18 protein-coding genes are annotated in these 21,722 nt (G+C 37.0%); 17 read left to right on the top strand and 1 reads right to left on the bottom strand.

What is annotated here, in order from left to right; translation table 11 throughout:
* Window positions 1–210 precede the first annotated feature (210 nt).
* The 7 genes from GKZ87_20835 to GKZ87_20805 all read left to right on the top strand — a co-directional run bounded on the left by GKZ87_20835 (window position 211) and on the right by GKZ87_20805 (window position 11,157).
* Window positions 211–642: a hypothetical protein gene (locus GKZ87_20835; GenBank protein QSI27774.1), complete on the top strand. Its 432-nt coding sequence runs from the start codon at window positions 211–213 to the stop codon at window positions 640–642.
* Window positions 643–665: 23 nt separating this feature from the next.
* A complete protein-coding gene (locus GKZ87_20830; protein QSI27773.1) occupies window positions 666–1,208 on the top strand; it encodes a hypothetical protein in 543 nt (180 codons plus the stop codon).
* A 14-nt stretch (window positions 1,209–1,222) separates the two neighbouring features.
* A complete protein-coding gene (locus GKZ87_20825) occupies window positions 1,223–1,372 on the top strand; it encodes a hypothetical protein (GenBank protein QSI27772.1) in 150 nt (49 codons plus the stop codon).
* A complete protein-coding gene (locus tag GKZ87_20820) occupies window positions 1,369–2,313 on the top strand; it encodes an N-acetylmuramoyl-L-alanine amidase (GenBank protein QSI27771.1) in 945 nt (314 codons plus the stop codon). The genes GKZ87_20825 and GKZ87_20820 overlap by 4 nt, the downstream gene beginning before the upstream one ends.
* Window positions 2,314–2,334: 21 nt before the next feature.
* Entirely contained in the window at window positions 2,335–2,712 is a 378-nt protein-coding gene (locus GKZ87_20815; protein QSI27770.1) for an HK97 gp10 family phage protein, read from the top strand.
* Entirely contained in the window at window positions 2,709–10,079 is a 7,371-nt protein-coding gene (locus GKZ87_20810; protein QSI27769.1) for a hypothetical protein, read from the top strand. Before GKZ87_20815 ends, GKZ87_20810 begins: the two co-directional genes overlap by 4 nt.
* A gap of 64 nt (window positions 10,080–10,143) precedes the next feature.
* Window positions 10,144–11,157: a hypothetical protein gene (locus GKZ87_20805; protein ID QSI27768.1), complete on the top strand. Its 1,014-nt coding sequence runs from the start codon at window positions 10,144–10,146 to the stop codon at window positions 11,155–11,157.
* A 50-nt stretch (window positions 11,158–11,207) separates the two neighbouring features.
* On the opposite strand, the gene GKZ87_20800 is transcribed toward GKZ87_20805, so the two are convergent.
* Window positions 11,208–11,459 carry a hypothetical protein gene (locus tag GKZ87_20800; protein QSI27767.1) on the bottom strand — a complete coding sequence of 84 codons (252 nt, stop codon included), beginning with the start codon at window positions 11,457–11,459 and terminating at the stop codon, window positions 11,208–11,210.
* A 113-nt stretch (window positions 11,460–11,572) separates the two neighbouring features.
* On the opposite strand from GKZ87_20800, the gene GKZ87_20795 reads away from it, so the two are divergent.
* The 10 genes from GKZ87_20795 to GKZ87_20750 all read left to right on the top strand — a co-directional run bounded on the left by GKZ87_20795 (window position 11,573) and on the right by GKZ87_20750 (window position 21,536).
* The gene (locus GKZ87_20795) at window positions 11,573–14,113 is read left to right on the top strand and encodes a hypothetical protein (GenBank protein QSI27766.1); all 2,541 of its coding nucleotides are present in this window, start codon (window positions 11,573–11,575) and stop codon (window positions 14,111–14,113) included.
* 1 nt (window position 14,114) lies between these two features.
* The gene (locus GKZ87_20790) at window positions 14,115–15,182 is read left to right on the top strand and encodes a hypothetical protein (GenBank protein QSI27765.1); all 1,068 of its coding nucleotides are present in this window, start codon (window positions 14,115–14,117) and stop codon (window positions 15,180–15,182) included.
* Entirely contained in the window at window positions 15,164–18,427 is a 3,264-nt protein-coding gene (locus GKZ87_20785) for a hypothetical protein (GenBank protein ID QSI27764.1), read from the top strand. Before GKZ87_20790 ends, GKZ87_20785 begins: the two co-directional genes overlap by 19 nt.
* On the top strand, window positions 18,415–18,675 hold the full coding sequence (locus GKZ87_20780; GenBank protein ID QSI27763.1) for a hypothetical protein: 261 nt from the start codon (window positions 18,415–18,417) through the stop codon (window positions 18,673–18,675). The genes GKZ87_20785 and GKZ87_20780 overlap by 13 nt, the downstream gene beginning before the upstream one ends.
* Complete coding sequence (locus GKZ87_20775) at window positions 18,672–19,058, top strand: hypothetical protein (protein ID QSI27762.1); 387 nt, start codon at window positions 18,672–18,674, stop codon at window positions 19,056–19,058. The genes GKZ87_20780 and GKZ87_20775 overlap by 4 nt, the downstream gene beginning before the upstream one ends.
* The gene (locus GKZ87_20770; GenBank protein ID QSI27761.1) at window positions 19,051–19,320 is read left to right on the top strand and encodes a phage holin; all 270 of its coding nucleotides are present in this window, start codon (window positions 19,051–19,053) and stop codon (window positions 19,318–19,320) included. Before GKZ87_20775 ends, GKZ87_20770 begins: the two co-directional genes overlap by 8 nt.
* Entirely contained in the window at window positions 19,321–19,623 is a 303-nt protein-coding gene (locus GKZ87_20765; protein QSI27760.1) for a hypothetical protein, read from the top strand.
* 167 nt (window positions 19,624–19,790) lie between these two features.
* Entirely contained in the window at window positions 19,791–20,633 is an 843-nt protein-coding gene (locus GKZ87_20760; GenBank protein ID QSI27759.1) for an ATP-binding cassette domain-containing protein, read from the top strand.
* On the top strand, window positions 20,633–21,364 hold the full coding sequence (locus tag GKZ87_20755; protein ID QSI27758.1) for an ABC transporter permease: 732 nt from the start codon (window positions 20,633–20,635) through the stop codon (window positions 21,362–21,364). Before GKZ87_20760 ends, GKZ87_20755 begins: the two co-directional genes overlap by 1 nt.
* 1 nt (window position 21,365) lies before the next feature.
* On the top strand, window positions 21,366–21,536 hold the full coding sequence (locus GKZ87_20750; GenBank protein QSI27757.1) for a hypothetical protein: 171 nt from the start codon (window positions 21,366–21,368) through the stop codon (window positions 21,534–21,536).
* Window positions 21,537–21,722 lie beyond the last annotated feature (186 nt).

Raw genomic sequence — 21,722 nt, 5'->3', positions numbered from 1 at the left:
CGGTTAGACTTGATGCAGATAATACCATCGTATTACTGATTAAAGATACAGATACACAAAGTATTAAAGTAACAGCAACAAATGGAACAGATGAAGTCTCTAAAAACTATATCATAACAGATCTTGTTTTAGAGGAATAAAGACTGTTTAAACAGAGGATTCGATTATTACATCGGGTCTTCTTTTTTTATATCAAAGAGGAGAACATATATGTTAAAGAAAACAATTACTTATAATGATTACAATGGTGTCGAACGAACAGAAGATTTATATTTTAATCTAAGTGAGGCTGAACTTATGGAAATGGAAATGTCTACGACAGGAGGATTGGCCGATATGTTGAATAAGATCGTTGCCGCAAAAGATCTACCAGCTCTAGTCACTTTTTTTAAAAGCTTAGTCTTAAAAGCTTATGGCGAAAAAAGTGCTGATGGAAAACGTTTCATTAAGACTGATAAGGACGGAACTTCTTTATCTTCAGCTTTTGCTGAAACAGAAGCCTACTCTATCATATTTATGGAATTGGCGACGGACGATGTGGCTGCTGCTAACTTTGTGAATGGCATCATACCAGCAAATCTAGATAAACGGATTAGCCAGAAAACTACTGGTAATAAAGCCGCTGATTTACCAAACTCTTAATTTCCGAATGGTGGTATCGAATTATGCTTGAGATAACGATTCCAGCAATAGAGCAATGGGATGAGTTGAAAGAAGAATTTATATCTTCAAAAGAGCAGAAACTTTTACTTGAGCATTCTTTGATCTCTATTTCAAAATGGGAATCGAATTGGAAAAAACCATATCTGTCAAAAGAGCCAAAAACAAAAGCTGAAACATTGGATTACATAAAATGTATGACTGTTTCTAAAAACGTTAAACCTGAGGTATACAGCTTTTTAACAAATGAGAATATAGAACAGATATTAGCATATATAGGTGATTCAATGACTGCGACACGTCTTCCTGAAAATAAAAGTGGAAAAGGCTCCGGTGAACAAATAACTTCAGAGCTGGTCTATTATTGGATGACCCAATGGAATATTCCTCCGGAATACCAGAAGTGGCATTTTAGCCGTCTCATAACACTTATTCAGATATGTAATATCAAAAATCAACCAGCTAAAAAGATGTCTAAGTCAGAAATAATGCAGCGTAATGCTTCAATAAACGCTGCTCGCAGAAAAAAATTTAATACAAGAGGATAAAAGGAGGTCTTTATATGGTTATCAATATTTCTCCAGAAACTTTAGAAACAGTTCAAATTGAAGTAGTTGAATTCGATGAAGAAAAAGCAAAATTAACAATAGATAATCCTGAAAACGACTGGTCAAGCAAATCAACAAACGAAGTTGGGGAGGTTGTATTATGAGTTTGAAAATAACAAGAGTAACAACTCCAACTAATTTATATGATGTAAAGTGTCCTTACTCGATGACACCAAGGTTTATCGTTGTTCATAATACAGCAAACAAAGCTAGTGCGATGAATGAAATATCGTATATGTTAAGTAATATGAATGAGGTTTCATATCACTTTGCTGTTGACTATGAGCGTGCTGTTCAAGGATTGCCATTAAATAGAAATGGCTGGCACGCTGGTGATGGCGGAACTGGAGATGGAAACCGATACGGAATTGGAATTGAAATTTGCCATTCCACAAATCCAGATATCGATTTATTCTTAAAATCTGAGAAAAATGGTGCAGTGTTAGTAGCAATGTTGTTGAAACAATATGGATGGGGCATCGATAAGGTAAAAAAACATCAGGATTTTAGCGGGAAATATTGTCCACATAAAACGTTAGATTTAGGATGGCAAAGATTCATTAATCTAGTCAAACAGGAATTAAACGAGTCAGATATTCCTCAAGTAGATTCTGTAAAGTCAAGTACGAATAAAAAAGAAAAATATTCTGTTGGGACTCCAGTTTGCACAAACACATTAGCTACATCTTCGCAAGGTGGAAAAATATACAAAGGTGATTGGTCTGGAGTAATTACGAAAGTTATTAAAGGTGCTAAATATCCGTATTTACTTAACGAAAATACTGGTTGGACAAACGATACCGGAATTGATGACGATCCACACACCCCAAATATGAAGTCGTCTAAGGCGCCATCAAAGACTACATTTAAAGTAGGTGACTGGGTTGGTGTAAAATCTGGAGCAAGGGATTACAATGGAAAATCAGCTGCCGGTGTAGTAAAAGGGAAAGTCTATTATACAATCGATGAGCTCAAAGGCGATCGTGCTGTTTTGGACATTCCTGGAATCTGCACAGCATTCAATACGAAAGACTTGTTCAAATAACGAACAGGTCTTTTTTTTCTTATGGTCGAATTTAAGCAAAAGGGTAACTTCTCAAAAATTACTGGTTATCTAGAAAGATTAAAAGAAATTGCGAGAATAGGTATTTTAGATAAGTATGGAAAAGCTGGTGTTGAGGCATTATCTTCTTCGACTCCCCAAGATACGAGGAACACTGCCGAATCATGGTACTATAAAATCGAAAATCGTAAAGGTTTCGCTAAGATTTCTTTTTATAACTCAAATATTCAAAATGGATGTCCTATAGCAATCATATTGCAGTATGGGCATGGAACTCGCAATGGAGGTTGGGTAGAGGGGCGAGACTATATCAATCCGGCTATTCAACCTATTTTTGATGCTATCGTTAATGACGTATGGAAGGAGGTGACACAGTTATGAGTAAAACAGTTGATGAACGTGTCGTATCAATGCAATTCGATAATTCAAAATTTGAGAAAAATGTTAAAACAAGTATTACTACTCTTGAAAAACTTAAAAACGCATTGAAATTAGAGGATGCTGCTAACGGTTTTAAAAGTATCGACACCGCTGCAAAAAATGTTTCACTTGATGGAATAGCAGCAGGTGTTGAATCGTTACAACGAAGATTTTCAACGCTTGGGATAGTTGGAATGACGGCTATAACTAATGTCACCAATTCCATGATGCGTTTAGCAAAGAAATCAACAAGTTTCTTAACTGACGGTATAATTAATGGTGGTAAAACAAGAGCTATGAATCTTGAAAACGCACACTTTCAACTTCAAGGACTTCTTAAAGATGAAGAAAAAGTTTCTGCAGTTATGAAGAACGTCAATGATTCTGTTGATGGAACTGCTTATAGCTTGGATTCTGCGGCTAAAGTTGCATCGCAGTTTGCTGCTTCAGGTATGAGAGCAGGAGACAAAATGTTTACATCTCTTCGTGCTGTAGCAGGTGTTGCTGCCATGACTAATAGTTCTTATGATGAAATTGGTCGGATTTTCACACAAGTAGCAGGAAATGGTCGATTGATGGGTGATGAACTTTTACAACTATCGTCAAGGGGTATGAATGCCGCGGCGACATTAGCAAGTTACATGACAAAAGTAGGTAATGGTGCTAAAGTAACCGAAGCAGATGTTCGGGATATGGTTTCAAAAGGTAAAGTATCTTTTGAGCTATTTTCGTCAGCAATGGATGATGCTTTTGGTGAACATGCTAAAAAAGCGAACGAAACATTTAGTGGAGCTATGTCAAATGTTAAGGCTTCATTAGCAAGAATTGGCGCTGAATTTGTCAGCCCATTGGTTGTTCAAAATGGGCCTTTAGTAGAATTCTTTAATGTACTTCGAGAACGTATAAATGATATTAAGTCTAATATAGGCCCGTTGTCTAATATGTTTGTAAATGCGATTTCTTCTATGGCCGTTTCCGCAACAAAGTTTTTAAAAAACTTAAATCTAACCGAGCCATTTAAAGTCTTTTATAATGTTATAGATATCATAAAGAATGTGTTCTCTGGAATATGGAGTATTATAAAACCAATAGGACAAGCATTTTCGGAGATATTTTCATCTAATATGATAAAGAACCTACTCGGTATTACCGAAGTTATAAAAGACTTTACCTCAAAATTGAAATTAAGTGGTTCTGCTTCTGAAAATTTAAAAAACACATGGAAAGGGTTATTTTCTGTTCTAGATATTATTGGACAAACTATTGCAGCAGTGTTTAGCAGTATTGCAAGATTGATAGGAGTAAGTGGTTTTGAATCGCTTAATGAAGTATTATTAAATATAACCGGAACTTTGGGAAAAGGAATAACTGACTTCAGAAATTATCTTAATGAAATTGATGTGTTTGGTATAACAATAGGTAAGGCGACGGATTTTATTGAAAATATTATCCGTAAATTAAAAGAATTTGCTGGAGCAATGAAAAACACGTTAATCAATTCTACAGGATTCAAAAATATTACAAGTGCCATTCAAGGTATATCGGATGCGTTTTTCAAACTTGATTTTGAAAAGGGGTTTTCTATATTAAATCAAGGTATATTTACATCTATTCTACTAGGTATTAGAAATTTTGTAGCAGGTTTTAAATCTATCGAGGCGCCATTTAAAGAGTTTAATGGAGTACTAGAAAATGTAAAAGGTATTCTTGACGACGTAAGAGGGTGTTTGAAAGCATATCAAGATCAATTAAAAGCAGGAACACTTCTAAAAATAGCCGGGGCCGTTGGCATATTAGCCGGTTCAATACTCGTTATATCTTCCGTTGACTCAGAATCTTTGGGTCGCTCATTAACAGCAATGACAGTCCTTTTCGGTGAATTAATTGGGTCATTATCTGTATTGAGCAAGATATCAACGAGTATGACTGGGGTTACAAAATCATGTGCTGCTATGATAAGTATTAGTATTTCCATATCTATATTAGCAGGAGCATTAAAAAAGATATCGTCAATTGATCTTGATGGTATCGGAAAAGGACTTATTGGTGTCGGTGCGTTAATGGCAGAGATATCAGTTTTTCTTAAAGTAACAAAATTCAATGGAAAAATGATGAGCATATCCGCAGGGATAGTGATATTATCCTCAGCTATATTGATACTTTCAGAGGCGGTAAAGAAATTCGCAGGTGTAAGTTGGGAGGGGATATTTAAGGGATTAACCGGAATTGGTATACTTCTAGCAGAACTCACCTTATTTACAAAATATACTGGTGACTCTAAAAATATCATTTCTACTGGTGTTGCGATATTACTATTTGGGGAAGCCATGAGATTGTTTACCATGAGCATTAAATCCTTAGGGGACATGCAGTGGGATGGAATCAGTAAAGGATTGTCAACTTTTGGTTTAGTGTTATTAGGATTAACGATTGCATTAAATCGAATGCCAAAAAACATGATTACCATCGGCTTAGGATTAACCACTGTTGGTGTAGCTATGGACATAATGGCAAAATCTATATTGTTGTTTGGAAAAATGAGCTGGGAAGAAATAGGTAACGGCCTTGCAGTAATGGGTGGTGCATTAGCTGAACTGGCTGTTGGGCTTAAATTTATGACTGGAACTTTAACTGGCTCAGCCTCATTACTTATAGCGGTAGGAGCATTATCCATTTTAACCACAGTAATGAAAACTCTTGGTAACTTAAGTTGGGATAGTGTTTTTAAAGGAATGGCAACCTTAGCTGGAGCATTTGTTCTTATTGGAACGGCAGGGGCTTTGTTAACACCATTGATTCCATCTATATTAGGATTGTCTGGAGCTTTTACACTTATAGGATTATCCATGGCTGGAATAGGAACTGGCCTGACTCTAATTGGCGTTGGATTATCTTCGATATCAGCCGGCTTTATGTCTCTTGCCACTGTAGGTTCTATTGGGGCGACATCTGTGGTGTCAGCAATTAAAGTTATCCTTTTAGGCGTAGCTGATTTGATTCCTACAGTTGCTGCAAAACTTGCTGAAGGAGTTACTTTATTTATAGTGACTCTAAGTAAATCAGCTTCTAGCATTGCCGATAGCATACTCGTTATGATAAGCGAGGTGTTAATTTCTTTATCAAAATACACTCCAAAAATAGTGGATTCCATAATGACTTTCCTTATCGGTATACTCGATAGTGTAGCAGAAAATCTACCAAAACTGATAGTAGCAGCTGTAAAAGTTATAGGAGCATTCTTTCAGGGAATAATCGATTCGTTAGGAGGTCTAGATTTTACAGGTCTGGCAAAAGGACTAGCTGGAATTGGTTTATTAAGTGCATTGATGTTGGCTTTATCGGCAATTGCAAGTCTCATACCGGGTGCTATGGTTGGCGTTTTAGGCATGGGTGTTGTGATTGCAGAGCTTGCGTTAGTCTTAGCATCAGTCGGTGCTTTCGCACAGATTCCCGGTTTGAGTTGGTTGATTAACGAAGGCGGTAATTTTCTACAGACTATCGGTACGGCAATCGGCAAGTTTTTTGGTGGCATCGCAAGCGGATTTACGAATGCATTATCAAGTTCGTTTCCTAAACTTGGTTCGGAATTATCAGCTTTCATTATTAACGCAAAACCTTTCATAGAAGGAGTTAAGCAGATTGATGCTTCTATGCTGAATGGCGTTCAAGCGCTTACCAAGTCAATTATGGCACTCACAGCAGCGAATGTATTAGACGGTATGGTCTCATGGTTGACGGGAGGTAGTTCGTTAACTAGGTTCGGAGAAGAATTAGTACCTTTTGGACAAAGTATGAGAAAATATGCAGATACTGTTGCCGGTATGGATCCGGGAGTTATAGCGGCTTCCGCAACTGCTGCAAATTCATTAGTGGAATTAGCTAAAAATATCCCGAACAGTGGAGGGCTTATCAGCCTATTCACAGGAGATAATAACCTTAATGATTTTGGAAATCAGTTACCTGAATTTGGTAAAAGCATGAAGGATTATGCTGACTCTATTTCCGGTATTGATTCTGATGCCGTTGTTGCCTCATCAAGTGCTGCTAAATCATTAGTAGAATTAGCTGAAAACCTTCCAAAAAGTGGAGGGTTGGTAGCGTTATTTACTGGGGAAAGAGATTTTTCATCATTTGGAAAACAATTAATTACGTTCGGACAAGCAATGAACGACTACTCCAAAAATATATCCGGTATAGATGCGTCGGCTGTAACCTCTTCTGCTTCAGCTGGAAAATCTCTTGCCGAACTTGCTAATAATCTTCCAGGAAGTATGGGGCTACTTAACGTTGTTACTGGTAATAAAAATCTAGCTTTGTTTGGAGCTCAGTTACCTGCTTTCGGTAAGGGTATGAACGAGTACTCGGAAGCAATATCAGGAATAGATGCGAAAGCCGTTGAATCATCGGCAATTGCTGCTAAATCACTTTCAGAATTAGCAAAGAATCTTCCTAGTACGGGTGGTTTGTTGAGTCTATTTACCGGAGAGAAAAATTTACTAACGTTTGGCAAACAACTTAAGCCGTTCGGCGAAAATATGAAGGACTATTCGAAATCAATCTCCGGAATAGATGCAAAAGCTGTTGAAGCATCTGCTACCGCAGCATCGGCTTTGTCTGAATTGGCTTCAAACCTTCCTAAGAGCGGGGGGATTTTTAAATATTTCACTGGGAAATCCGATTTGACAACATTCAGTAAGCAACTTAAACCATTCGGAAATGCTATGAAGGAGTATTCTAAATCTATTTCTGGAATAGACGATAAAGCAGTAACAGCATCTGCTACCGCGGCGAAATCACTTTCAGAATTGGCAAAGAATTTACCTAAGACTGGAGGGCTGGCTGAATTATTCACTGGTAGTAACGATTTATCTAAATTCAGTAAACAGTTAAAGCCTTTCGGCGAAGGTATGAAAGAGTATGCAAACGCTGTTTCTGGAATAGATGATAAAGCAGTAACCGCATCTGCGAACGCTGCAAAATCGCTGTCTGAATTAGCAGCTAATCTGCCTAAAAAAGGTGGGGTGGTGAATTGGTTTACCGGAGAATCTGATATATCACAATTTGGTTCTCAACTTAAATCCTTTGGTAGTAGTATGAAAGAATACTCCAATGCTGTAACTGGGATAGATGATAAAGCGATCATCGCATCATCAACAGCAGCAAAATCATTGGCCGAGTTAGTTGAAAATCTGCCAGCTAGTGGTGAAATTTCAAAATGGTTTAATGGAGAAAATAATCTTACCGTATTTGGTAATCAATTACCGGAGTTCGGAAGGAAGATAAAAGAGTATGCTGACGCTATAGGGTCGATTGATGGGTCTTCGGTAGAAGCTTCTACTAATGCTGCCAAAACTCTAGCTGAACTTGCTAATAACCTACCTCCTGATCAAGGAAGTATTGCAGCTTGGTTTAATGGAAATAACAATCTTGAGAATTTTGGTAATCAGTTAAAAGGATTTGGCAGTAGTATGAAAACTTATGCCGAAGCAGTAAAGGGTATAGAGCCAGCATCAGTAGAGGCTTCTGCTAATGCCGCAAAAGTTCTTGGCGAATTAGCTAATAATTTACCGCCTAGTTCGAATAGTATTGTAGGATGGATAAACGGTAACAGTAATTTGAATTCGTTTGGAAGTCAATTACCTGATTTTGGTAAATATATTGGAGAATATGCTGAAGCCGTAAAGCAGGTCAAACCAGAAGCAGTAACGGCCTCTGCTAACGCAGCAATGACTTTATCCGAACTTGCGAATAATTTACCACCAAGCACTGATTCAATATTTTCGATATTTAACGGTAAACAAAATCTAACAGAATTTGGAATTCATCTGTCCGATTTCGGAAAGAGCATGGGTAGTTATGCGGAATCCGTAAAAGATATTAAACCAGAAGCAGTTACCGCATCAGCGAATGCTGCAAAAGTATTAGGCGAGTTAACTACAAATTTACCGCCAAGCACTGATTCAATATTTTCGATATTTAACGGTAAACAAAATCTAACAGAATTTGGAAACCAGCTACCGGATTTCGGAAAGAGCATTAATAAATACTCTTTAGCCGTTGAAGGTATAAACGCGCAAGCTATAACTGACTCAGCTAAAGGTGCACAAGAGTTGGTTAAAGTTATTCAGAGTTTCTCTGGAATTAGCGGTTCGTTAGGAACGTTCACGAATGCTACTGGATTAGCCATAATGGTAACACAATTATCACCAGTTGGGGCAGCAATGAAATCATATTCGGAAGCAGTCAATGGTATTAAAGCAGACTCTATTACCGAATCTACAAAAGGTGCTCAAGCATTAGTTACTTTAATAAATAACACTGCCAGTATTAATGTCAGTGGTGTTGAACCGTTTAAAAATGCAATAAAGTCTTTAAGCACCATTCAAATCAATGACTTTGTAAAGGCTTTTGATGACATATCAATAAAGTTCACAAACGTTGGAAATAATATGGTCGAAGCAATAGTTAGTGGTATTAATAGTAAAAAAGCATCATTAACAAGTACTGCTGAAGATTTAGTTGTATCGTTCGTAAAAAGTGTAGACAATAAAATACCAAATTTTAAAAGTACTGGAACAAAATGTATTACAGAATTTGTATCTGGTATAAAAAGTAAAGCAAAAGAAATTAATTCTGCTTTTGTCAATGGGGTGAAAACAGTTATTACATCGATCAAAGGTTACTATACCGATTTCTACAATGCCGGCTCCTATCTCGTAAGTGGATTCGCAAGTGGTATTAGTGCCAATACGTATAAAGCAGCAGCTGTTGCTGGAGCAATGGCATCGGCAGCAGCAAGCGCCGCGAGAAAGGAGTTGGATGAACACTCCCCATCGAAAGTCGGATACAAAATTGGAGATTACTTCGGTATTGCGTTTGTTAATGCAATTAGTGATTACTCAAGAAAAGCATATTCCGCTAGCTCAGATATGGCTAATTCCGCAAGAACGGGACTTGGAAACGCTATAAATAAAATGGCTAATATGATTAATTCTGACATTGAAACACAGCCAACTATAAGACCGGTTGTTGATTTGTCTAACGTTTCATCTAGTGTCAGTTCTATTAATAATATGTTCAATTCATCAAGAGGGTTAAGCGCTACAGTGTCAAAAGCCCAGTCTATAAACATGATGATGAATGCAAATCAAAATGGAGCAAGTAATGATGATGTTGTTTCAGCTATCAAAGGTCTTGAGAAAACAATAAATAAATTACCTACTGGATCATCTATTATCGTCGATGGAGTTACTTATGATGATGGAAGTAATGTTGCTAGTGCTGTAAAATCTCTTGTGCGTGCAGCTAAAATTGAAAGACGAAAATAAAGTATATACTATTTTAATAAAGGGTATGATATAATTTCTTTATGAAAAAGTTGGAGGGAATATCATGAAAAGATTACTTGTTTTATTTGTATGTGCTGTTATGTGCATTGGTGTATCCGGATGCGGGGGCGATGATTCTGGCAAGAAAGAGGAAACAAAAAAAGTGGAGCAAGCTGAACTCGAATGGCCTGATAACGGGATAAGCAAAGTTCTCCCTAAGCCGAAAGCTAAACGAGGAGAAATTGGTGTTAATTTTGATGACGGTTTTTCAGAACATATAAAAATGTCAACGAAAGACGATTTCGATAAGTATGTGAAAGAATGTAAAGATAAAGGTTTTACTATTGAAGCAGAAGAAAAATTAGATGATTATGTGGCATTTAATAAAGAAGGATATAAATTACATTTATATTATTATGATTCTAATAAAAGTTATGATATTGATTTAAACGCTCCAATAAAAATCGGAACATTGAATTGGCCTAAGTCCGGAACGGCCACCTTATTGCCTACTCCAAAATCCGATAAAGGAACCATCAAAGATGATTCATCAAATTTCTTTATTGCGTATATTGGCGATACGAACTACGACGATTTTAAAACTTATAGCGAGGAATGTAGAAATGTTGGCTTTAACGTAGATTATAATAATTCTGAAAAATTTTACCGAGCTAAAAACAAAAAAGGCGATTCTATTGATGTTTCCTACGAAGGATTCAAAATCATGAGAGTAGCATTTCGCGGAACTGAAGAGAAAAAAACTGAAAAAACTGAAACGAAAGAAAAACCGGCAGATGATTCTAAAAAGACTTCAAGTAAAACTGACAGTAGTAAATTTAGAAAAGCCATGGACAGTTATGAAGATTTGATTGATGATTATGTTGTTTTTATGAAGAAATATTCTGAATCGGGAAATTCATTAGAAATGCTAGACGAATATACAGAATATATGGATAAGTATACAGACACCATGGAAAAAATCAACGATATTGATAGCAGCAAATTGTCAAAGGAAGATGCTTTATATTATGCCAAAGTAACTGCAAGAATTACAAAAAAAATATCTGAAATTCAATAGAATCAATAAAAGAAGTCCATCATAATCGACGGGCTTCTTTTTGTAGTTATTTAATCAAAGAAAGTTGACATAATTATGCTAATTATAATTAAGAAAGCGAAGAAGCCGAATAATTGCAAAATTCTCTGATTGAAGTGTTTTTGTTCCAAAATCTTATTTTTTCGTTTTTCCTCTTGTCTAATTTGATATCTTGTTTTTTTATCAGGGCGTTTGGATCTATATTCAAGATTTTTTTCTACCAACCTTTCTATATCTGCATCCAGACTTGCTTCCTTATTTTTTAAACTGAATTTAAACTTCATATCAAATTACCACCCTTCCGCTATAAGCACATTCTACGTTAAAATGCAATAAAATTCAATAAGATTTAGTAAAAGTTACATAATGCCAATAAGACAGAAAGGAGAAAATCAAAATGGCAAAAGTATCAAGCTTAACAATCAAGAAGCAGAGTGGTACCAGCAACACTCATTTTGCTACTTGGGTGTTTAATGAAAATACAAAAAACACTACCGTTAGTTCGGGAGCCATAAAAAAAGGTGATCTCGTTTCTATCAAATCAGGAGCTACGTATTATAATGGAGTCGCAATACCATCTTGGGTAATGAGTCAAAAATGGTATGTTCTAGAAGTTTACGGCAACCGTGCTGTAATAAACAGGAACCAAAGCGGAACGAACAGTATCATGAGCCCAATTCACGTTGGTAATCTAATTGGAGGTAGCGGTGGTTCGTCTTCGACCACCATTATCAATACGCTGGATCACTATGAAGTTAAATGGACTTATGATACAGGCGATGGAGTATGGTTTGATGGTGGCTCGTCTGATGTTAAAGTTAAGAACGCTACTTATAACGCTCCAGAAGGTTCCATCAAAATAAAAGCCACTGTAAAACCAGTATCTAAGAAGCATAAAGTTAACGGTAAAGATACTTCTTACTGGAGTGGTACATCCGTTTCTGCTACATATTCCGTTTCTGTCGATCCTCCAGAAACACCATCTACGCCATCAGTCAGCATTGAAAAGTATAAACTTACGGCAACGCTTGACAATATACCTGATGCAAGAACCGATCAGATACAATTTGAAGTTTACAAGGGTACAAAACGTATTAGCTCCGGTACAGTAACTGTGGTAACCAGACGCGCCGTCTATGCTTTAACTGTTTCGGCGGGGGGAGAATACAGAGTGCGGTGCCGTTCAATAAATTTATACGGAAATTCCAAAAATTATGGCGGATGGTCGGATTATTCAAGTATTGTGAAAACGATACCCACTACCCCGTCTAGTATCACAACATGTAAAGCCACTTCGTCAACGTCAATATATTTGGCATGGACGTCGGTGTCTAATGCAACGAGTTATGATATTGAGTACACGACAAATAAAAGATATTTTGATGGCTCAGACCAAACAAGTACGATAACAGGTATCGAGTATGCTAAATATGAAAAAACTGGTTTAGAATCAGGAAAAGCGTATTTTTTCAGGGTAAGAGCTGTAAATGGACAAGGAACGTCTGGATGGTCAGGGATAAAATCTGTTACGATCGGAAAGAAACCTACGGCACCTACAACATGGTCTTCGACCACGACAGCGATAACTGGAGAACCTCTGAATTTATATTGGGTCCATAACTGCGAAGATAATTCGAGTATGACATATGCTGAAGTTGAATTAACAATTGATGGTCGAAAAGAAACGTATACGGTAAAAGGCACTACCGACGAAAGTGATAAAGACAAAACTAAGACATATCGTATAAATACGTCGTCGTATAAAGAAGGTACTAAAATACACTGGCGCGTTAGAACGGCGGGAGTTACAAAAGAATATGGAGCCTGGTCCATTCTAAGAACGGCTGATGTGTTTGCCCCTCCGACATTAGAACTTACACTAACAGATTCGGCTGGAACTCAAATTAGAACTATTGAGTCTTTCCCACTAATAATCTCAGCAAATGCGAATCCTAAAACTCAAGTCCCAATAGGATATCATTTAACAATAGTGTCTAATGCAACATATAGCACGACTGACTATATCGGCAATCCAAAAATAGTAACTATAGGCGAAGAAGTATATTCTTCCTATTTTGATACGGAAAGACCATTAAACGTATCCATATCAGCAAGTGATATAGATTTAGAAAATAATGTCTCATATAAAGTTATATGTATCGTGTCCATGAATTCTGGATTGACTGCTCAGGCCAAACTTGACTTTAAAGTATCCTGGACTGAAATAGGTTATGAACCAGATGCTGAGATATCATATGACGATAGTATATATGCAAGTTGCATCAGACCATATTGTATTGATGAAGAAGGTTTGCTGATAGAAGGTATATTACTATCTGTATACAGGCGTGAGTTTGACGGTTCGTTTACAGAATTAACTACAAATATAAACAACTTATCTAATACTGTTATCACGGACCCACATCCTTCACTTGACTATGCAAGATATCGTATCGTAGCAATTACGGAAGCTACAGGAGCAATCGCATATTACGATGCACCGGGATGTCCAATAAATGAGAAAGCGGCAATCATCCAATGGGATGAGGAATGGAGCAACTTCGATACGACAAGTGAAGCGATTATGGAGACTCCTCCATGGGCGGGGTCATTACTGAGATTACCATACAATATCGACGTTTCAGATAATAATGATCAAGATGTTTCTTTAATTAAATATATTGGACGAAAACATCCAGTTAGTTACTACGGTACTCAAATAGGATCGACCTCGACTTGGAATACTGATATACCTAGCACGGATGTAGATACCTTATATGCGGTCAGACGTCTATCCGTATGGATGGGCAATGCGTACGTCCGAGAACCATCAGGAAGTGGATATTGGGCTAGTGTTAAAGTGAATTATAACCAAAAGCATACTGGGTTAACCATACCAGTTACGCTCGACATAACGAGAGTAGAAGGTGGTGCTTGATATGCCTGATTGGTTAGAATCAATGGAACAAACTTTTGAGTATTACATAGTTGACCCTAGTTCATGGCGAGATATGAGAAAACTTGATAATGTGAAATCTTGTACTATAAATCGAGATTCCGATTCTGATACACTTGGTTCTGCCACTATAGATATTACGGAATCGGTTGGAGAAGCATATATAAGGGTTTATATGATAACCATTCAAAATGGAATTCGAGAAAAGTTTCCTTTAGGGACATATCTTGTACAGACCCCGTCATCAAGTTTCAACGGCAAAGTGCGTAACGTAAGTATGGATGCCTATACACCTTTATTAGAACTAAAAGAAAGCCCTCCACCTCTTGGTTATTCGTTACCGAAGGGAGAGAATATTATGAGCGCAGCCTATAGAATCATACGTGACAAGATGCGAGCTCCTGTAATAACCGCTATTTCTGGTGAAAAACTATACAGTGACTTTGTAGCAGACGTCAATGATACTTGGCTGACTTATATTAAAGACTTGATCGCGAACGCAAAACATGCTTTTGATCTTGATGAGATGGGCAGGGTGCTGTTCGCCCCAAAGCAGGATGTTGAATCATTGCAACCAGTATGGACATATAACGACGACAATAGTTCCATTCTACTTCCAGATATTGATATGGACCATGACATATACGGTATCCCAAACGTAGTTGAAGTCGTTTATTCTAAAGGAAGAGATAATTATTATTCAAGAGTCGTTAATGATGATCCAAATAGTCCCTTGTCTACTGTCAATCGAGGTCGTGAAATCATTCATAGAGAAACTGATCCAGATTTAATTGGCGACCCAACGAATAATCAAATACAGGAATATGCCGAAAGGCTCCTGAGAGAATTATCCTCTGTAGAATACACTTTATCATATTCGCATGGATACTGCCCAGTAAGAGTTGGCGATTGTGTTCGACTCAATTACAAAAGAGCTGGCATTACTGATATAAAAGCAAGAGTTATCAATCAATCAATACCATGCGAACAAGGATGCATAGTTAACGAAACGGCTGTATTTACGACAAAGTTATGGGGGGATTTGTTATGAAGTTATCTAATGACCTAATATCACAATTTGTGAAAACAACTACCATTGATGATAAAAGTAAAAAAGAAACAACCATATATGGCACTATCGTAAAGCAAGGATCATCTCTATATGTTCAACTAGATGGTTCTGATCTGTTAACACCAGCTTCTTCTACTACTGTTGTGAAAAACGGAGAGCGTGTAACGGTGATGATTAAAAACCATTCGGCAATAGTAACTGGTAATATATCTTCACCATCGGCTCAAGATGGAGACGTAAAAGAAATAGGTAATAAAATTTCTGAATTCGATATAATTATTGCCAGCAAAGTTAGTACTACAGAACTTGACGCGGAAAGAGCACGAATTAATGACTTAATAACCGATACCGTATTGATAAAAGATAAATTAACCGCAAACAGTGCTTTTATAGAGGAATTAGAAGCAGACTCTGTTATCATAAACGGTAAAGTTACTGCTGCAGAAGCAGATATCGAATATATAAAATCGAAAAAATTAGATACCGAGATAGCTGATATCAGATATGCGACAATAGTGGACCTTAATGCGATAAGTGGTAAAGTTGGCATTTTAGAAAGTAGTGTCGGAAGAATTAATGACCTATTTGCTGGAAACGTTATAGCTGGAAGCACTGATACGATTGTCCTTAATGCTCAAAACACTACTATAGAGAATTCATTAATAAAAAGTGCTATGATTGAAAGTCTTGCCTTTGAGAAAATCACCGGTATCGATATTAACACTTCGAAATTAACTGTGCATTCTAATGATGGGAAGTCTACTTGGACGGATAATACCATACAGATAAGTGATTCAACCAGAATTAGAGTACAGATTGGTAAAGATGCAACTAATGATTATAATTTGTATGTATGGGATACAAACGGTAAGCTGATGTTTGACGCAAAGGGCATAACAGATAATGGGATTCAGAGACCAATCATAGTAGATAGTATGGTGGCTGATAATGCAAACATTGCTGGTGAGAAGATAGATATCACTTCTCTTATTAAAGAAATTAATGACGGAACCGAAACGATTAAATCAAGTCATATACTAGTCGATGGCACTAATCAGACATTATCGGTTGTTTATAACACGATGATTGGAGATATTTCTAAATTAAGTACAAATTTATCTATTGAACAGGGAAAGATTTCTTCATTGATAACTGATGTTACTAGTGCGCACGGAGATGTGATAGAGCTGCAGAGCAGTTTCAGCAGTCTTACTCAAACTGTATCTGGAATAAATAGTATAATAGGTAGTCATACTTCTACATTAGAGGGAGTAATAAGTAAACAATCACAACTTGAGTCTTCAATTGATGTACTGTCTCTTAAACTAACATCGGTAGAATCTACATCCACAGAAACTATGAGTAAATTAAATATGTTGATAACAGATGTCGATGGATTCGAAGCAACGGTAAGTAATACATACGCTACGAAGGACACTGTAAATAGCATGAGCTCAACGATTACACAAAAGGTAGATAGTTTAGCAGTAGATATTAAGAATTCTTACAACAGAACTAATCTTATCGAAAATTCAGATTTTACGCACGACTCAAATGGTTGGACATCTTCGTTATCAGAAAATTGTACAGCCGGAAGAATAACCACTTGGGGTAGTAGTACCGGGCGTGCACTATGGCTTAATTCCACTGCTTTCGGTGCAACAGCAAGTAGTAGCTGGAATCGGCGTATTGATATCGGGCGTAAGGTAAAAGGCTTCTATATGTCAACAGAGTTTTGCATGAATGCTGATTACGTAGCTGGACCAACGAATCCGGCTGGGTCATATATCGTAAATATTTATTATTCTGATGGAACTACAGGTTCGGCATCTATAAGAGATGTATCTAATAAATGGGTCCGTATTGGTCGATTTGTAGAAGTAGAAGACAAGGTGGTTGAATATGTTAGAGTATATCTTTATGGTCGTGATTTCAAAGGTAGGATATCATTTAACCGCCCCTTTCTTTGTGAATCTAATTCAGCAATCGATTCATCTTATTGGGCTCCGGCGCAATCTGAAATAGCTGGAAATACCAGTGTTGTGATAAATTCTAATGGATTACGAGTAAATAATGGAGCGTTGTCCATCTATAACAACACAGGGAACAGAGTGCTGTATGGTGACACCAGTGGCAATTTAGTTTTGACGGGGGAAATAACCGCTAACTCTGGCAAGATAGGTGGATTTGATATCGGAACCGCAAGACTGTCTGCAGAGAACAATGGGAAATATACAGCAATGCAAAGTGCAGGTACGTGGGCGTTCTATGCCGGCAGTCAAACACAGGCTTGTGATGGCACTGCACCTTTTCGAGTAACTCATTCGGGTAAGTTATATGCAACAAATACAACATTGACGGGATCATTCACAAGCCTCGGTACTGAAAATACAAAAGTAGTGATCGGCAATGGGCGTATGGATCTGTTCATTAGCAGCAACCATTGCGGCGGTGTAGCCTCAGCTTACAGCAGTAGTACTAGTAGAGGTATATTACTTTCGGCGGATACCAGTGCAAAATTCCTGTCTTTAGGACAAACGGATATCAACGGCGATAATGGTGCCACATGGTATACACTTAATTTTGGTCTTAACCCATCCGGTTGGACGGAGCGACATATATTTTTAGGATCATCAAACTTTCCGGTGCAGCCTAGAAACGGAAAAGGTTATGTGGTAGTTTCTAATGTTACTGGCGGGGGATTCCGAAACATTAGGCAGATATATCACGGACATCCTGATTCCAGTACAGATTATTTGCAATACGAAGATGTCACAGGCTCGGATTATTATTGTAAAACATCGTGGGTGTCTGATGCTAAACTTAAAGCGAATATTATGGACACTGGTGTATGCGGAATTGATGCGATAAGGAGATTCAAACATGAATCCTTCGTCTTTAAAAAGTCGGGATTTAAAAGGTCAATAGGTTATATAGCACAGAATTTGCAAGAAATAGATCCGCAACTCGTCGAAAATCTAGGTGGGACATTGGCAATAAATCCAGAAGTTGTCATACCATATATTTCTAAGGCGGTGCAAGAATTGGATGTAACTGTGAAAAAAGACTTACTAAGGTATCAAACTATGCTAAATGATCAAGATAGAGAAATATCAGATTTAAAGATACAATTATCACAATCGAGATTAGAAATTGAAATATTACAATCTAAATTAAATTCCTATATAAATGGCGAATTGGAGGTAAAAACATGCCAAGCATAACGACTGAGAAGAATAAAAAAATCGTATTACAGAATCGTATTTCTGTAGATGGAAAAATAGTTAGAGTTCAGGATATTAAAATCGATAGCTCTGAACCAGAAAAAATAAGTATTTCTGCGTATCCAACAAATGAAGATGGTGTTACCAAAATAATCAAGGACAACCGGACAGAGATTAGAAGACTTGAAGCGGCATTCGAAGATGAAGCATATTTGGAGCAGGAAGCTTTAATTGGAGATAGCAAATGAAATTGAAGAATGGGATTATATTAAACGCATCCGAGGCACTAAATAAATTACATAAAGAAGATCTTCCGATTCGAACAATGTATGCATTGAAAAAAAACTGTGACGCACTAAATAAAGTATTAAATTTTATTATAGAAAGACGGAATGAACTGATTGAAAAATACGGTGATGAAAATCATGAAATTAAAAAAGATGATAAAGAAGCTAAAGCAAAATTCCTTAAAGACTTCAATGAAATTCTGGATATTGAAGAAGATATTGAAATTGATATGATTGACTTCGAAAATCTTGACGGTATACGTATATCCGTAATGGATTTTAATGCCATATCTTTCATGATAAATCTGGATGAAGAACAGAAGGAGGAGCAAACAAATGATTAATTGGAAAACAAGATTTCAAAACAAGTCTTTTTGGGTATCAATTATTCCGGCATCACTGCTGCTGGCACAAGTAGTAGCTGCGGTATTTGGATATAAGCTAGAGCTTGGAGATCTCGGCAATAAACTATTAGCTGTTGTAAATGCATTATTTGCCGTGCTGTCTATTTTGGGTATTGTCGTAGATCCAACAACTAATGGTGTATCAGATAGCGCCAGAGCACTTGAATATAGTAATCCTGCACCAAATGTAAAGGACAAGTAAATGATAGAGTTTGAAATAACTTCTTATCAAATCATGGGTATATGCTCTCTAATCGTAGCAGTTTGGGGCGTTATAAAAATTGTAAAAGAGATTAAAAAACCTAGTGATGATTTGAAATCTAAAGTGGACGAGCATTCGGAGTTTCTCGATAATGATAATAAACGTTTAAAAGAGATTGAATTGTCAAACAAAATGATTCTTCAATCTCTATTGGTAATCATCAACCATGAAATCACAGGAAATGGTGTAGAGAATATGACATCAATTCGGAATGATTTACAGGATTATTTGATAAACAGATAATCAAAATAAGCGTTATTAACAGTAATTAAATGTAGTAAAGTATAGGTTATTCGTGTGTTATTCCTACATTTACCTCGAAAAAGCACGATATTTAAAGGGTTTTTGGTTTTTTATCGAAAAGCAGTTGAATTTTTATTATACTGGGGGCAGTTGAAAGGAGTATGAGGATGAAAGAACAAATTGTATCAATGGAGAATGTTTCCATTCACTTTGGCAGTACAAAAGCGTTAAAGGATGTTTCTGTTCAAATATATAAGGGAGAAATTTTTGGATTTCTCGGGCCAAGCGGAGCAGGGAAAACAACTACCATTAAGCTTCTGACAAAGCAGCTGAAACAGGATCAGGGCAGCATTCGTATTTTTGGAAAAGAGATAACAGACTTAGGCGATGCGCTTTATGACCACATCGGTGTGTTATCGGATAATAGTGGGATGTATGAAAAAATGTCAGTATATGATAATCTGAAAATATTTGCTGATTTAAAAAAAATACCACATGAACAGATTGAGAATATATTAAAGAAAACCAGGCTGTGGGATGATAGAAGGAAAAAGGCACGAGATCTGTCACGCGGTATGAAACAAAGACTGCTTTTTTCAAGAACTATTTTGCATAAGCCGGATATTTTATTTCTGGATGAACCCACAAGTGCCTTGGATCCTGCAACGAGTGAAGCTGTGTATGATATTATTACGGAATTAAAGAAGGATGGTACGACGATTTTTCTTACGACGCATAATATGTATGAAGCGGATTTGCTATGTGACCGTGTTGCATTTTTACATGAGGGAAGCATCGTGGAATGTGATAATCCGGATACCTTAAAACTAAAGCATTCGGTAAATGAAGTGGTAATTCTCTCAGATACCGGTAAGGAGTATTATACAAAGAGGGATAAACAAAGTATATGGAAAACAATGCAGGAAATGGATGGTGATGTCGCAAGAATCGCATCGGTAGAGCCAGATTTGAAAACGATATTTCTTGATCTCACAGGGAGGAATTTATAATGAAACTGAGACTTCATACATTGCTTGTATTGATGAAAAAAGATATTCATATGATGTTCAGTAATAAAAATGTCATCATTTTGATTTTGCTGCCGGTGGGCTTTTGTGCCTTGTATCAATTCATGTTTGCGGATGTGATGCAAAAGGAAGGAATGGAGGGCTTTATCCTGCGTCTGTGTGAAATTGTTAATCTGTCCGCATTACCGCTGACCGGTCTGGCGATGATGGTTGCTGAGGAAAAGGAAAAGCACACACTTCGTGTACTGATGCTGAGTGATGTAAGTGCCCTGGAATATCTGATGTCAAAGGTGCTGGTGATTTTATGTATGATGGAGCTGGTTAATGTGTTTATATTTTTTGTAACGGCAGCACCAGTGCATGCTCTGCTTCCGTTCCTGCTCATAACAACCATAACCTCCATATCCGTATTGCTGTTTGGTTCAGTTATTGGAATTATAAGCAAGGATCAAATGTCCACAGGAACTTTATCAACACCGCTTATGGTATTGTTTCTAATTCCACCGATGTTTAACGATATGAATAATACTGTAGCGAGACTAGCAAAGTTTGTACCAACTACTTCGATGTCCGATATGATTGATGCAGCCGTTCAGGGACAAAGTATATTGTCAGGAGAATTTTTATCCGGCTTTGTGGTAATCATTGCATGGACGCTTTTGGGGGCAGCTGCATTCATATTTATGTATAAAAAGCACCGTATGGATAACTGATATGAAAAAATTATATCGCTGCAGCTGTGTAGGTTTGCTGATTTGTATCTGTATATTATGTATGCACTGGCTTGGAATCGCCATGCCGGATAACACAGTACGTATTACCGGTATCTGTCATTTAACAGCAGTGGCGGTGAATGTTTACACAGGAAGAAATTCGAAAAAATAAGCTGAAACTTATCATTTCAATAGAAGGTCGTATAGAGAAGGTGCTGTTTCTATATGATCTTTTTTTCTGTATTGTTATCCGGCATCAGAAGTTATTGGAGAACATTAGAGCTTTGGATGAGATTCCTGTAGCTATTGGATTTTTATTAAATACATATTGCTTGTGAATAAATAAACAAGATGGTAT

The sequence above is a fragment of the Erysipelotrichaceae bacterium 66202529 genome, from assembly GCA_017161075.1.
GTDB lineage: Bacteria > Bacillota_I > Bacilli_A > Erysipelotrichales > Erysipelotrichaceae > Clostridium_AQ.
This window is presented reverse-complemented; position numbering and strand designations above follow the sequence as displayed.

Bases quoted from the DNA above. Each gene is read 5' to 3' on its own strand.
- GKZ87_20785 (QSI27764.1), top strand. From the start codon at position 15,164: ATGGGGGGATTTGTTATGAAGTTATCTAATGACCTAATATCACAATTT.
- GKZ87_20830 (QSI27773.1), top strand. From the start codon at position 666: ATGCTTGAGATAACGATTCCAGCAATAGAGCAATGGGATGAGTTGAAA.
- GKZ87_20805 (QSI27768.1), top strand. From the start codon at position 10,144: ATGAAAAGATTACTTGTTTTATTTGTATGTGCTGTTATGTGCATTGGT.
- GKZ87_20770 (QSI27761.1), top strand. From the start codon at position 19,051: ATGATTAATTGGAAAACAAGATTTCAAAACAAGTCTTTTTGGGTATCA.
- GKZ87_20835 (QSI27774.1), top strand. From the start codon at position 211: ATGTTAAAGAAAACAATTACTTATAATGATTACAATGGTGTCGAACGA.
- GKZ87_20810 (QSI27769.1), top strand. From the start codon at position 2,709: ATGAGTAAAACAGTTGATGAACGTGTCGTATCAATGCAATTCGATAAT.
- GKZ87_20790 (QSI27765.1), top strand. From the start codon at position 14,115: ATGCCTGATTGGTTAGAATCAATGGAACAAACTTTTGAGTATTACATA.
- GKZ87_20755 (QSI27758.1), top strand. From the start codon at position 20,633: ATGAAACTGAGACTTCATACATTGCTTGTATTGATGAAAAAAGATATT.
- GKZ87_20780 (QSI27763.1), top strand. From the start codon at position 18,415: ATGCCAAGCATAACGACTGAGAAGAATAAAAAAATCGTATTACAGAAT.
- GKZ87_20815 (QSI27770.1), top strand. From the start codon at position 2,335: ATGGTCGAATTTAAGCAAAAGGGTAACTTCTCAAAAATTACTGGTTAT.
- GKZ87_20760 (QSI27759.1), top strand. From the start codon at position 19,791: ATGAAAGAACAAATTGTATCAATGGAGAATGTTTCCATTCACTTTGGC.
- GKZ87_20750 (QSI27757.1), top strand. From the start codon at position 21,366: ATGAAAAAATTATATCGCTGCAGCTGTGTAGGTTTGCTGATTTGTATC.
- GKZ87_20795 (QSI27766.1), top strand. From the start codon at position 11,573: ATGGCAAAAGTATCAAGCTTAACAATCAAGAAGCAGAGTGGTACCAGC.
- GKZ87_20825 (QSI27772.1), top strand. From the start codon at position 1,223: ATGGTTATCAATATTTCTCCAGAAACTTTAGAAACAGTTCAAATTGAA.
- GKZ87_20765 (QSI27760.1), top strand. From the start codon at position 19,321: ATGATAGAGTTTGAAATAACTTCTTATCAAATCATGGGTATATGCTCT.
- GKZ87_20775 (QSI27762.1), top strand. From the start codon at position 18,672: ATGAAATTGAAGAATGGGATTATATTAAACGCATCCGAGGCACTAAAT.
- GKZ87_20820 (QSI27771.1), top strand. From the start codon at position 1,369: ATGAGTTTGAAAATAACAAGAGTAACAACTCCAACTAATTTATATGAT.
- GKZ87_20800 (QSI27767.1), bottom strand. From the start codon at position 11,459: ATGAAGTTTAAATTCAGTTTAAAAAATAAGGAAGCAAGTCTGGATGCA.